This window comes from Streptomyces sp. NPDC046925 (genome assembly GCF_040644915.1).
Lineage (GTDB): Bacteria > Actinomycetota > Actinomycetes > Streptomycetales > Streptomycetaceae > Streptomyces.
The window spans coordinates 76,300-88,738 of record NZ_JBEYWZ010000003.1 but is presented as its reverse complement, the minus strand read 5'-3'; the positions used below and the strand labels follow the sequence as shown (position 1 = coordinate 88,738).

Genomic DNA, 12,439 nt, shown 5'->3' with positions numbered 1-12,439 from the left:
CTGAAGAGAGCTAGTCACATGCGCGTCGAGATCTGGTCCGATATCGCCTGTCCCTGGTGTTATGTCGGAAAGGCCCGCTTCGAGAAGGCGCTCGCCGCCTTCCCGCACCGCGACGACGTCGAGGTGGTGCACCGCTCCTTCGAGCTCGACCCCTCGCGGGCCAAGGGCGACAGCGGCCTCGTGATCCCGATGCTCGCCAAGAAGTACGGCATGAGCGAGGAGCAGGCCCAGGAGGCCGAGCGGAACCTCGGCGTGAACGCCTCCTCCGAAGGCCTCGACTACCTCACCGAGGGCCGCGACCACGGCAGCACCTTCGACATGCACCGCCTCCTGCACCTCGCCAAGGAGCAGGGCAGGCAGGACGAGCTGCTCGGGCTCCTCTACCGCGCCAACTTCGCCGAGGAGCGCTCCGTCTTCGACGACGACGAGCGCCTCGTGGAGCTGGCCGTCGCGGCCGGCCTGGACGCGGACGACGCGCGCGCGGTCCTCGCCGACCCCACCCGTTACGCCGACGACGTACGCACCGACGAGCGCGAGGCCGCCGAACTCGGCGCGAACGGCGTGCCCTTCTTCGTCCTCGACCGCAAGTACGGCGTCTCCGGCGCCCAGCCCGCCGACGTCTTCACGCAGGCCCTCGAACAGGCATGGGGCAGCCGCTCGCCGCTCACCACCCTCGCGGACGGTGACGCCTGCGGCCCCGACGGCTGCGCGGTCCCGCAGGCCGGGAGCGACGGCGCGTAGACGCCACCGGACCGGTCCCGCCGGCGGACGCGTGATGGACGTGGGCGTGAACGGGCGCGAAGGTTGATCCCATGGGGATCATCAACGGCGCCGAGTTCGCGCCCACGTCGACGTATCTGGACACCGCGAAATGCGGCCTGCTGCCCGCCCGCGCGGTCGAGGCGGTCCAGCGCCTCGCGGCCGGGAACGCCGCGGGCAGGGGCGACGGGGCGGGTGACTTCGGGATCGTGGACGCGGTCCGCGAGTCCTTCGCGCGGATCGTCGGCGTGCCCGGCGGACGGGTGGCCAACGGCGGCTCGGTCGCCGTCCACTGCGGTCTGATCGCCGCCGCGCAGCCACCGGGAGCCGAGATCCTCTTCCCCGAGGGGGATTTCAGCTCGATCATCAACCCCTTCGTGGTGCGCGGCGACCTCAAGATCCGCTTCGCCCCCCTCGAAGACCTCGCCGAAGCGGTACGCCCCACCACGTCCCTCGTCGTGTACTCCGCCGTGCAGTCGGCCGACGGCCGTATCGCCGACGACACGGCGCTGCGCGCGGCCGCCGCCGCCCACGGTGCCCGCATCCTCAACGACGCCACACAGGCCGCGGGCTGGCTGCCCTTCGACGCGGGCGCGTACGACTACACCGTCACCGGCGCCTTCAAATGGCTGCTCTGCCCGCGCGGCACCTCGTTCCTGACGGTGAGCGAGGAGGCACAGGAATCCCTCGTGCCGCTGCACGCCGGGTGGATGGCCTCGGCGGACAGCTGGCACTCCACGTACGGCCCACTGTCCGAACTCGCCGCCGACGCGCGCCGGTTCGACGAACCGCCCGCCTTCCTCGCCTACCACGGAGCGGCGCAGTCCCTCGCGTACATCGAGGAGACCGGCATCGAGGCGGTGCACGCCCACGACACGGCGCTCGCGGCCCGCTACCGCGCGGGGCTCGCGGAGCTCGGCCACGAGCCGGTGCCCGGCGGGGCCGCCATCGTCGCGGTCCCCGGACTCGCCGACAAGGAACCCGAATTGCGCCGGGCCGGGATCTTCACGTCCGCGCGGGCGGGACACCTGCGAGCCTCGTTCCATCTGTACAACACGGAGGCGGACGTGGACAGGATCCTCGACGTGCTCTCCGGCTGAACACTGGCGCGCGGCGCGGCGGGGCGCTAGGAAGGCAGAACGGCGTGGCCTCACGAGGCGGTGGTGTTCAGTGGCGGAACAGCCCTCTGTGGACACCGACCTGCACCAGCGCCTGGTGTACGGCGACGAGACGGCCCTCGCCGAGGTCTACGACACGTACGGCCCGCTCGTCCACCGCATCGCCGCACGCGTCACCCGCAGCCCCGCCGGGGCGGAGGACGTCGCCCAGGAGGTCTTCGCCCATCTCTGGTCGCGGCCCTACGCGTTCGACGCGCGGCGAGGCAGTCTGCGCACCTGGCTGAGCATGCTGGCGCATCGCCGGGCGGTGGACTGGGTACGCGGCGAGGAGCGCCACCGCAAGGCGGCCCATGCGGACGACACGACCCTGCACACCATCCCCACCCCGGACCCGCCCCCGGAAGACGTGGTCATGGCACGAGAACGCTCCCTGCTCCTGCACTCCGCGCTGGCCACGCTGCCGCTCCCGCAGCGCCAGGTGGTGCACCTGGCGTACTTCGCGGGCCGCACGTACCGCCAGGCCGCCGTGGAACTCGGCATTCCCGAGGGAACGGCGAAGACCCGATTACGCACGGCCCTGCGCAAGCTGGCCGAAGCCCTGACCGAACCACCCGACCCGGCACTTGCCGACGCTCCAGGCGAAAGAGGCGCGTGATGACCACGGATCACGAAGCCGTACGTGACCTTCTCGGGGCCTGGGCCGTCGGCGCGCTCATGCCGGGGGACGAGCGGACCCTCGCGCCGCATCTGGCCGACTGCGATCCGTGCGCGGCGGAGGCGGCGCGGCTGCGGGCGGTCGTACGGGACCTGGACGGGCCGCCCGTCACCACCGGGCCCGCTCCCGCCGGGCGGGGCCTCGCCCTGGCCCTGCGCACCCGTCCCGCCGCCTCCCGCACGGCTTCGCACGCGGCGCCGTACGCCGCTGCCGTCGCCGGGCTCCAGGCGCTCCTCGGGGAGCTGGACGAGCGCGGGTCCTGGGGGGTTCCTGTCGTGCACGACTGGGACGCGCACGACACGGTCGCGCATCTGCTGGCCGCCGACGAGCCGCTCGCCGTACGCCTGGGCCTGCGGGTGCCGGGGGAGTTCGACGGCGTGGACGGGACGTCGTGGCGCGAGGCGTGGGCGGCCCGTACGGAGGAGGTCCTCGCCCGCGAGCGCGGCCGTGCCCCCGCCGAGACCGTCGTGTCCTGGCGGAACCAGGCGAACGCGCTCCTTTCCTCTCCGGAGGCGCATGATCCGGAACTGGCGGGGCGGGCGACGACGTTGATGGGCGCGCGGCTTCCGCTGGCCGACCATTTCCTGGTCAGGGCCTTCGAGGCGTGGGTGCATACGGAGGACATCGGCAGGGCGTTGGACCTGCCGGTTCCGCCGCCCCGTACTGCCCATCTGTGGCAGCTGGTGCGTCTTGCCGTACGGATCCTGGGGCTGGCCCTCGGTCCCGCGACACCGGCCGTCGCGCTGACCGTCGCCGGGGACGGCGGCGAGGTCTCCTGGATCCTGGGGGACGGGGCGGAGCCGGTGAGTGCGGAGCTTGTCCTGGACCCGGTGGACTTCTGCCTGCTCATGGGCGGCAGGGTGGATCCCGCGGGGGTCCCCCGTGGCCTCTCCGGCGACGAATCCGCCGCGGACCACGTCCTGACCCGAGCGGCGTCCCTGGCCTGGCTCTGACCCCCGCGTCTCCACGTGCCCGAACAACCTCTCCCGCCCACCCACCCGATTGCCCGGCAGCACGCCCCACGCGCCCGCAGTCGGCGACGAGACGCGAGGGGGTGTGCCGGTATTTCCGCCCGGAGCACGGCTCGCAACACTCCCCAGCCGAAGCAAAAGAGCGCCCAGAGGCGGATGGCGAGGACGGACATACCGGCGCGCCCCCGCACCCACAGACGGAGCAGTACCGCAGCACGCACGACGGCCCGCAGTCGGCGAGGACGGACATACAGGCGCGCCCCCACCCCCAAGACGAACCGGCCCCGCTAGACCCCGCCCCCCGCGCACAGATTCGCCTCCACCCGCCCAAGCAACCGCACCAGCTCCGCCCGATCCCGGTCGTCGAAGCCCGCCAGCGTCTGCTCCTCCAGTGCGCCCCACGCCCGCTCCACGTCCGCCAGCAACCCGCAGCTCGCCTCCGTGGCCTCCACGAGGACCCCGCGCCGGTCGTCCGGGTCGGGGCGGCGCTGCACGTGTCCCGCCTGCTCCAGGCGTTGCAGCATCTTCGTGACCGTCGAGGGGTCGAGGCCGACCGCCTTGATGATGTCCGACTGCCGCGCGGCCCCCGCGTCCCACAGGTACATCATCACGAACTCCTGACCGGGGTAGAGCCCGACCTCCTTCAGCACCTTGCCCGCCGCGGTCCGGTGCAGCCGGGCCACCCGGCTCACGGTGTGGCTCACGGGCCCCCTCCGTGTCGCGGCGGGCAGCGGACAGGCGGGTTCGTCCCGGGCATTCATCGGTGCTCCTGCAAGGGGAGTGGGGGAGTACGGACCAGTCCCCCCAGATTAACTTGGCCGGCCAAGGAATGACTCGGGGCGGCGCTCGGTTCAATCAATTGGCCGACCAATAAATACTCCCCGTAAATACCCCCTGGAGCCCCCGATGACCACCGCCTTCGATTCGCTCGACCTCGCCGGCACCCCCCTGAGCAACCGCATAGCCATGGCCCCGATGACCCGGAGCCGCGCGGGCGCGGGCGCCACCGCCACGGAACTGACCGCCGAGTACTACGCCCAGCGCGCCTCGGCGGGCCTGATCATCACGGAGGGCATCCAGCCCTCGGTCATCGGCCAGGGCTACCCGGACACGCCGGGCCTGCACACAGATGAGCAGGTCGAGTCCTGGCGCAAGGTCACCTCCGCCGTCCACGCCGCCGGCGGCCGGATCTTCGCCCAGCTCATGCACGCGGGCCGCATCGGCCACCCCGTACTGTTCTCCGACGGCTCGGTGAACGTCGCCCCCTCGGCCGTCGCTGCCGAGGGCCAGGTCTATACGGCCGAGGGCCCCAAGGACTTCGTCACGCCCCGCGAACTGACCGGCGACGAGATCCGCGCCACCATCGACGACTTCGTGACCGCCGCCCGCAACGCGATCGACGCGGGCTTCGACGGAGTCGAACTGCACGGCGCCAACGGCTACTTGATCCACCAGTTCCTGGCCCCCGGCTCGAACCTGCGCACCGACGAATGGGGCGGCACCCCCGAGAACCGCATCCGTTTCGCGGTCGAGACCGCACGGGCGGTCGCGGCGGAGATCGGCGCCGCCCGCACCGGCCTGCGCCTCTCGCCGGGCAACCCCTTCAACAGCATCTCCGAGCCCGCGGACGGGCTCGAGGCGACGTACACACCGCTGGTGAAGGAGCTGAGCGCCCTGGGCCTCGCGTATCTGCACGTCATGGAGTCGGGCTCGATCCGCGACCTGGTGAACACGCTGCGCGGCAGCTTCGACGGAACCTTCGTCCTGAACCCCGCCACCGAGGGCCCCACCGGATCCGACGCCCTCGCCCTGGTCGAGGACGGCACCGCGGACGTCGTCGCGTTCGGCGCGCTGTTCCTCGCCAACCCCGACCTGCCGGCCCGCCTCAAGGCCGACGGCCCGTACAACACCCCCGACACGGCGACGTTCTTCGGCGGCACGGAGAAGGGCTACACGGACTACCCGGCGCTGTGAACCGGCGAGGCTGATCCGGAACGGCCGACCAGGGGCCGCTGACCCGGGAACCAAGTGTGGCCCGGCACCCCCGAGTGCCGGGCCAACTCTCCTACAAGACTGCTTACTTCACCGGAGTGAAGTCCCGAGCCCCAATGTAATCCGGCCGCCGGACCGGCGCCGCGAACGGCTCCACCGCCGTGTTCTCCACGCTGTTGAACACGATGAAGACGTTGCTTCGCGGGAACGGCGTGATGTTGTCCCCCGAACCGTGCATGGCATTGCAGTCGAACCAGGTCGCAGAGCCCGCCTCACCGGTGAAGAGCCGGATGCCGTAGTCAGAGGCGAGGCTGGTCAGCGTCTCGTCCGAGGGAATGCCCGCGTCCTGCATCTGCAGGGACCGCTTGTAGTTGTCCTTCGGCGTCGCGCCTTCACAGCCGAGGAACGTCTTGTGCGACCCCGGCATGATCATGAGGCCGCCGTTGGTGTCGTAATTCTTCGTGAGCGCGATCGAGACGGAGACGGTCCGCATGTTCGCGAGTCCGTCCTCGGCGTGCCAGGTCTCGAAGTCCGAGTGCCAGTAGAACCCGGAGGCTCCGAAGCCGGGCTTCACGTTGATCCGGGACTGGTGGACGTACACGTCGGACCCCAGGATCTGCCGGGCCCGACCCACCACTCGCGGGTCGGCCGCGAGCTTGGCGAACAGCTCGCTGATCTTGTGCACCTCAAAGATGGTGCGGATCTCCTGGGAGCGCGGCTCCACGATGGAGCGGTCGTCCGCCCGCATCGTGGGGTCGTCGATCAACCGCTCGAGCTCCGAGTGGTAGAGGTTCACCTCGTCCGGAGTGATGAGCTGGTCGATCGCCAGGAAACCGTCCCGTTCGAACCCCGCCAGTTCATCGGCCTCGATAGGCCCCGGCGTACCCGGCGCGGACCACACGACGGGGTCCTTGCGCTCGATGAGGACCTCTTCGGTGCCTCGCGTCGGGTACAGATCGGCGGTGCGTTCGGGTGCGGTGGTCATGGTGTTGCCTGCCTCTCCTCTCGTACGGCCCTTTCCGGGATGCACACCCCCGCCGCCCAGAGGAAGAGGGCGGCGGGGGAGATTATGGGGGCGTGTCTCAGCCCTGTGACGGGGAGCCGGAGCTCACGCCTTTCGCGGCATTCAGGCCGCCGGCTCCGGCTCGGTGAGCAGCGGGTACACGCCGTTCTCGTCGTGGTCCTCACGACCCGTGACGGGCGGGTTGAAGACGCAGATGCAGTGGAAGTCCTCCCGGATCCGCATCGTGTGCTTCTCGTGCCCGTCCAGCAGGTACATGGTCCCCGGCGTGATCGTGTACTTCTCGCCGGTCGTCTCGTCGGTCAGCTCGGCCTCTCCCTTGGTGCACACGACGGCCTCGATGTGGTTGGCGTACCACATGGACGTCTCCGTACCCGCGTACAGGATGGTCTCGTGGACCGAGAAGCCCACTCGCTCCTTGGCGAGGACGATGCGCTTGCTCTCCCAGGTGCCGGACGCGGACTTCACGTGCCGGTCGGTGCCTTCAATGTCCTTGAACGAACGGACGATCACGGTGAGTTGGTTCCTTTTCTCTTACGGGGGTGAAGAAGCTGGCTCGATTTCGCTCAGGCGGTCTCGCGCACCGCGCGGGCGAGGGTACGAAGCCCTTCGTCCAGTTCGTCGGCGGTGATCGTCAGCGCCGGAAGGAGCTTGACGACCTCGCTCTCGGGTCCGGACGTCTCGATGAGCAGGCCCAGTTCGAAGGCGCGCTTGGCGATGGCGCCCGCACGTGCCTTGTCGATGAACTCCATGCCCCAGACGAGACCGCGGCCGCGGTACTCCTTGATGGCGCCGGGATTCTCGTCGGCGATCGCGGCGAAGGCCTCTTCGATCTGCTCGCCGCGGGCGCGGGTCTGCTTCTCCATGGCCGGACCGTCGGACCAGTAGGTCTCCAGGGCGGCGGCGGCCGTGACGAACGCGGCGTTGTTGCCGCGGAAGGTGCCGTTGTGCTCGCCCGGCTCCCAGATGTCCAGCTCCGGCTTGAACAGGGTCAGCGCCATCGGCAGGCCGTAGCCGCTGATGGACTTGGACACCGTCACGATGTCCGGCGTGATGCCCGCCTCCTCGAAGGAGAAGAACGCGCCGGTACGGCCGCAGCCCATCTGGATGTCGTCGACGATCAGGAGCATGTCCCAGCGCTCGCACACCTCGGCGAGCTTGCGCAGCCACTCGGCGCGGGCGACGTTGATGCCGCCCTCGCCCTGCACCGTCTCGACGATCACGGCGGCGGGCTGGTTGAGGCCGGAGCCCTGGTCCTCGAGCAGCCGCTCGAACCAGATGAAGTCAGGGGTCTTGCCGTCGAAGTAGTGGTCGAACGGCATCGGCGTGCCGTGCACCAGCGGGATGCCGGCGCCGGCGCGCTTGAAGGCGTTTCCGGTCACCGCGAGCGAGCCGAGCGACATGCCGTGGAAGGCGTTCGTGAACGACACGATCGACTCGCGGCCCTTGACCTTGCGCGCCAGCTTCAGCGCGGACTCGACGGCGTTGGTGCCCGTCGGGCCCGGGAACATGACCTTGTACGGCAGGTCACGCGGGCGCAGGATGATGTTCTGGAACGACTCGAGGAACGCGCGCTTGGCGGTCGTCGACATGTCCAGGCCGTGGACGATGCTGTCGCGCTCCAGGTAGTCGATCAGGGCGCGTTTGAGGACCGGGTTGTTGTGGCCGTAGTTGAGCGACCCGGCCCCGGCGAAGAAGTCGAGGTACGAGTGGCCGTCCTCGTCGAACATGCGGCTGCCCTGCGCACGGTCGAAGATGGTGGGCCAACCGCGGCAGTAGCTGCGCACCTCCGACTCCAGGGTCTCGAAGACGCTCAGGTCGGGCTGGGTGATGGTCACAGCAGATCTCCTGGGAGATGGAAAGACGTGGGAGGTGGGGGGAACGGGTGGTGCGTGGGGGGAAGGGCGGAACTCAGCCGACTGGCTCGACCGGCCCGGTCTGCGCGGCCTGCCCGGTCTTGGTGATCGGCTCTATCAGGTACAGGACCTCGGGCTCGTGCCCCTCTTCGGGGAAGAGCCCGGCGTCGAAGAGCACCGTGCGCTCGACCGACGCTCCGTGGCGCTGTGCGTACGAGGTGAAGAGCCGCTGGGACGGGGCGTTGTCCGGGGTGATGGTCGTCTCGACCGAGACCAGCTCCCGGTCGGCGGCGACCTTGGCGGTAAGACCGTCGAGCAGCGCACCGGCAAGGCCGCGGCCCCGGTGCGCCTGGTCGACGGCCACCTGCCAGACCACCAGGGTGCGCGGCCGCTCGGGCCGGATGTAGCCGGTGATGAACCCGGCGGGCTCACCGTTCGAGTCCCTGGCCACCACGGAGGTCGCCGCGAAGTCGCGGCACCACAGCAGGTAGCTGTACGAGGAGTTGAGGTCCAACACCTTCGAGTCGCGGGCGATCCGCCAGATCGCGGCACCGTCGGCGACGTCGGGGGTGTCGAGTCGCAACCCCTCGGGCATTTCCAGGGAATTCGCTAGCAGGTCGGTCGGTAGATCGGCTTGTGCTGCGGTCATGCAGATTGAATTTACCGAGCAATTTCTTTAATTGCATCGGCAGGAGGGGTTACGTAAAGGCGCCCCATGTGTTATCACGCGGGGGTGCGCGCCCGCAGGAGAACTCGGCGATTTGGCCTGATTTGACGGGGTCGTAAGCCACATTCCGGGCGTGATGTGGAGTACGTCACAGAAGCGTAACTCCCTCGAAGCGTGTCCGAATTGTGAGACTGCGCGTTGCCGAAACCTTAGTGTTTAGGTCCCGGAAAAGCGGGCAGAAGAATACGGGAAGCTGTGCTGATAAAGTGGATAAAGAAGCGGTGAGAATGCGTCCGTGAATTTACGTAGAGCATTTACGGCCCCGTTACCCCGTCGATTCCCTCCCTGAGGAGATCGGCGTGGCCGTTGTGCCGCGCGTACTCCTCGATGAGGTGGACCAGGATCCAGCGCAGGCTCACCTCGGCGCTGCCCGCCACCGCGGCTTCCTGCTCGCTCAGCCGCCCGACGTCGTCCAGCGAACGTCCCTCGCAGAGCTCCCGGCTCACCGCCACCTCGCGCCGCCACACGGCCAGGGCCTGGCCGTACGACCGCCGCGGATCCAGAGCGAAACCACCGGCGGGGTCCCCGTACACCGGCGGCACGTCCCGCCCGGCGAGCACCCGCTGGAACCAGTTCCGCTCCACCTCGGCCAGATGCTGCACGAGGCCGAGCAGGGTCAGCGACGAGGACGGGACCGCCGTGAGCCGGGTCTGTGCGTCGTCGAGGCCGCAGCACTTCATCGCGAGCGTCTCGCGGTGGAAGTCGAGCCAGTCCGCCAGCATCGCCGGCTCGCCCGCGGTCGGGGCGGGCACGGGGCGGCCGTCCGGGAGCGTGGTCATGGCCGTCACGCTGCCATGCGGGACCCTCGTCGCGTCCGCTGTTCGCTGTGAGCTTGGAGAGGCTCCGCGCCGGCATGAATCCGGCGCGGAGGGGCAGACGTGGCGCCCGCCGCGGCTTCGGGCCCCGCGGTTCTGGACCCTCAGGTTGTGGCCCCCGCGATTCAGGCCCCCGCGGTGGGAAGCGCGCCGTCGCCTACTGCCAGGCGGCCGTCACCGCACGCCGGGCCGCTTCGAGGTCGACCGCGAGCCCCGCCTCGCTCATCGTGGCCCCCAGGGCGGCCAGCGAGGCGTGCACGACGCCACGGGTCGCGTCCGGGCCGTAGTGATTGACCCGGATCATCTCCTTGGCCAGCGCACCGCCACCGGCGACCAGCGGAAGCACCGGGTCCGCGGCCAGCGCCTTGGCGACGAGCAGCGAGGCGTCCACGCCCTCAGGGGCGCGCAGTGTCGTGGCGACCGGAGCGGCGTCCCGCGCCTCGTGGACGTAGGGCTCGAGCCCGCCGCCGAGCGCGATCGCACCCGCGCGGGTCGCGGCCGCGGCGGTGGCGTGCCGCGCCATCAGCGCATCGAGCCCCTCCGCCTCGATGCGCTCCACGCACGCTTCGAGCGCGAGCATCTCCAGCTGGGCCGGTGCGTGCAGGAGCGCCTTGCGCCCGCCGTCGATCCACCGCTCCTTCCAGTCCAGGAGGGAGAGGTACGAGCGGCGGGGCGCCTGCGGATTGGCGGCGAGCCGCGTCCAGGCCCGCTCGCTCACGGAGACGGCCGATACGCCCGCGGGGCCGCCCATCGCCTTCTGGGCGCCGATCACGCACAGGTCCACGCCCCAGGCGTCGGGGAGCAGCGGCTCGGCGGCCACGGACGCGACGGCGTCGAGCATGAAGAGGGCGCCGTGCTCGCGGACGACCTCACCGATCTCGGCGACGGGGTTGGTGTTGCCGGTCGCGGCCTCGGCGTGGACGAGCGACACGAAGTCGATCTCGGGGTGCGCGGCGAGCGCCTCGCGGACCTGCTGCGCGGTCACGGCGGTGTGGAAGGGGACGGCGAGGTCGACGACGGTCGCACCGCAGTCCCGCAGCCAGTTCCCGAAGGTCTGCCCGTAAGGACCGGTGATGACGTTCAGGGCGGTCGTGCCCGGCCGCGCCGCACCCCGGATACAGCCCTCCAGGGGAAGCAGCGCCTCGCCCTGCATGATCACGACGTCCTGTGAGGTGGAGAGCAGCCCGGCGACGCGCTCCTCGATGGAGGCGAAGTGCTGGGCACTCAGGGGTGCCAGGTCAAGGAAGGGGTGCGTCACGGTGCTGCTCACTTCGCTCACGAGTTCGTTCGGGCTGCCGGACCGAGCGTACCGACAGGCTCCTAAGCTGCTGTACATGAGCGATCACACGGTGCTGCACGTGAAGGGGCGGGTGCTCGTCGGCCCGGACGAGGTCCGGGACGAATTGTGGGTGGTCGGGGGCCGGGTGACCTACGACCGCCCGGCGGCGGCGCCGGACGTCACGGTCGACGGCTGGACGCTCCCCGGCCTGGTCGACGCGCACTGTCACGTGGGCCTGGACGCGCACGGCCCGGTGGACGCGGACACGGCGGAGAAGCAGGCGCTGACCGACCGGGAGATCGGCGCGCTCCTCATCCGCGACGCGGGCTCCCCGTCCGACACGCGCTGGATCGACGACCGCGAGGACCTCCCGAAGATCATCCGGGCGGGCCGCCACATCGCGCGCCCGCGCCGCTACATCCGCAACTACGCCCACGAGATCGAGCCGTCCGACCTCGTCGCGTACGTCGCGCAGGAGGCCCGGCGCGGCGACGGCTGGGTCAAGCTGGTCGGCGACTGGATCGACCGGGAGGCGGGCGACCTGACGGCGTGCTGGCCGCGGGCCGAGGTGGAGGCGGCCATCGCGGAGGCGCACCGCCTGGGCGCGCGGGTCACGGCGCACTGCTTCGCCGAGGACTCCCTGCGGGACCTGGTGGAGGCGGGCATCGACTGCATCGAGCACGCCACGGGCCTCACCGAGGAGACCATTCCGCTCTTCGCCGAGCGGGGCGTCGCGATCGTCCCGACGCTGGTGAACATCGCGACGTTCCCGCAGCTCGCGGACGGCGGCGAGGCGAAGTTCCCGAAGTGGTCGCGGCACATGCGGCGCCTGTACGACCGGCGCTACGACACGGTACGGGCCGCGTACGACGCCGGGGTGCCCGTGTTCGCGGGGACGGACGCGGGCGGCTCGCTGGCCCACGGGCTCGTCGCTGCGGAGGTGGCCGAGCTGCGGCTCGCCGGCATCCCGGCGGTGGACGCGCTGTCGGCGACGACGTGGGGAGCGAGGTCCTGGCTGGGGCGCCCCGGTCTCGAAGAGGGGGCTCCGGCGGATCTGGTGGTGTACGGCGCGGATCCCCGGCAGGACGTGGGGGTTCTTGCCGCGCCGCGGAGGGTGGTGCTGAACGGGCGGGTCGTGGGGTAGGCGGGGCGCTGGTTGCCGCTGATCACCGGCTGCGCCGAGTCC

At 70.6% G+C, this 12,439-nt stretch carries 13 protein-coding genes; 6 read left to right on the top strand and 7 right to left on the bottom strand.

The window, feature by feature from the left end:
• Nucleotides 1-18: 18 nt before the first annotated feature.
• The 4 genes from ABZ906_RS13625 to ABZ906_RS13610 all read left to right on the top strand — a co-directional run bounded on the left by ABZ906_RS13625 (nucleotide 19) and on the right by ABZ906_RS13610 (nucleotide 3,545).
• On the top strand, nucleotides 19-741 hold the full coding sequence (locus ABZ906_RS13625) for a DsbA family oxidoreductase (RefSeq protein ID WP_361381633.1): 723 nt from the start codon (nucleotides 19-21) through the stop codon (nucleotides 739-741).
• Between the two features lie 71 nt (nucleotides 742-812).
• Nucleotides 813-1,859, top strand: coding sequence for an aminotransferase class V-fold PLP-dependent enzyme (locus ABZ906_RS13620; RefSeq protein ID WP_361381630.1), 1,047 nt, complete (start codon nucleotides 813-815; stop codon nucleotides 1,857-1,859).
• 88 nt (nucleotides 1,860-1,947) lie between these two features.
• Complete coding sequence (locus ABZ906_RS13615; RefSeq protein ID WP_361188238.1) at nucleotides 1,948-2,532, top strand: sigma-70 family RNA polymerase sigma factor; 585 nt, start codon at nucleotides 1,948-1,950, stop codon at nucleotides 2,530-2,532.
• The gene (locus ABZ906_RS13610; protein ID WP_361381627.1) at nucleotides 2,532-3,545 is read left to right on the top strand and encodes a maleylpyruvate isomerase family mycothiol-dependent enzyme; all 1,014 of its coding nucleotides are present in this window, start codon (nucleotides 2,532-2,534) and stop codon (nucleotides 3,543-3,545) included. Before ABZ906_RS13615 ends, ABZ906_RS13610 begins: the two co-directional genes overlap by 1 nt.
• Nucleotides 3,546-3,850: 305 nt before the next feature.
• On the opposite strand, the gene ABZ906_RS13605 is transcribed toward ABZ906_RS13610, so the two are convergent.
• Nucleotides 3,851-4,324 (bottom strand): MarR family transcriptional regulator, encoded by a 474-nt coding sequence (locus ABZ906_RS13605; protein WP_361381624.1) that lies wholly within the window; start codon nucleotides 4,322-4,324, stop codon nucleotides 3,851-3,853.
• Nucleotides 4,325-4,469: 145 nt separating this feature from the next.
• Here ABZ906_RS13605 and ABZ906_RS13600 point away from each other — a divergent pair, with 145 nt between their 5' ends.
• Nucleotides 4,470-5,537 (top strand): alkene reductase, encoded by a 1,068-nt coding sequence (locus ABZ906_RS13600; RefSeq protein WP_361381621.1) that lies wholly within the window; start codon nucleotides 4,470-4,472, stop codon nucleotides 5,535-5,537.
• A gap of 103 nt (nucleotides 5,538-5,640) precedes the next feature.
• Here ABZ906_RS13600 and thpD read toward each other — a convergent pair whose 3' ends face one another.
• From thpD to ABZ906_RS13570, 6 genes are all read right to left on the bottom strand, one after another.
• A complete protein-coding gene (thpD, locus tag ABZ906_RS13595; RefSeq protein WP_361188230.1) occupies nucleotides 5,641-6,540 on the bottom strand; it encodes an ectoine hydroxylase in 900 nt (299 codons plus the stop codon).
• A 141-nt stretch (nucleotides 6,541-6,681) separates the two neighbouring features.
• Nucleotides 6,682-7,089 (bottom strand): ectoine synthase, encoded by a 408-nt coding sequence (locus tag ABZ906_RS13590; protein WP_361188229.1) that lies wholly within the window; start codon nucleotides 7,087-7,089, stop codon nucleotides 6,682-6,684.
• Between the two features lie 53 nt (nucleotides 7,090-7,142).
• Nucleotides 7,143-8,414 carry a diaminobutyrate--2-oxoglutarate transaminase gene (gene ectB, locus ABZ906_RS13585; RefSeq protein ID WP_361188226.1) on the bottom strand — a complete coding sequence of 424 codons (1,272 nt, stop codon included), beginning with the start codon at nucleotides 8,412-8,414 and terminating at the stop codon, nucleotides 7,143-7,145.
• A gap of 73 nt (nucleotides 8,415-8,487) precedes the next feature.
• On the bottom strand, nucleotides 8,488-9,081 hold the full coding sequence (gene ectA, locus ABZ906_RS13580; protein ID WP_361188224.1) for a diaminobutyrate acetyltransferase: 594 nt from the start codon (nucleotides 9,079-9,081) through the stop codon (nucleotides 8,488-8,490).
• A 332-nt stretch (nucleotides 9,082-9,413) separates the two neighbouring features.
• Nucleotides 9,414-9,938, bottom strand: coding sequence for a DinB family protein (locus ABZ906_RS13575; protein WP_361188222.1), 525 nt, complete (start codon nucleotides 9,936-9,938; stop codon nucleotides 9,414-9,416).
• Nucleotides 9,939-10,131: 193 nt separating this feature from the next.
• A complete protein-coding gene (locus tag ABZ906_RS13570; RefSeq protein WP_361383134.1) occupies nucleotides 10,132-11,232 on the bottom strand; it encodes an aminotransferase class V-fold PLP-dependent enzyme in 1,101 nt (366 codons plus the stop codon).
• A 76-nt stretch (nucleotides 11,233-11,308) separates the two neighbouring features.
• On the opposite strand from ABZ906_RS13570, the gene ABZ906_RS13565 reads away from it, so the two are divergent.
• Nucleotides 11,309-12,397: an amidohydrolase family protein gene (locus ABZ906_RS13565; protein WP_361381618.1), complete on the top strand. Its 1,089-nt coding sequence runs from the start codon at nucleotides 11,309-11,311 to the stop codon at nucleotides 12,395-12,397.
• Nucleotides 12,398-12,439: the final 42 nt, after the last annotated feature.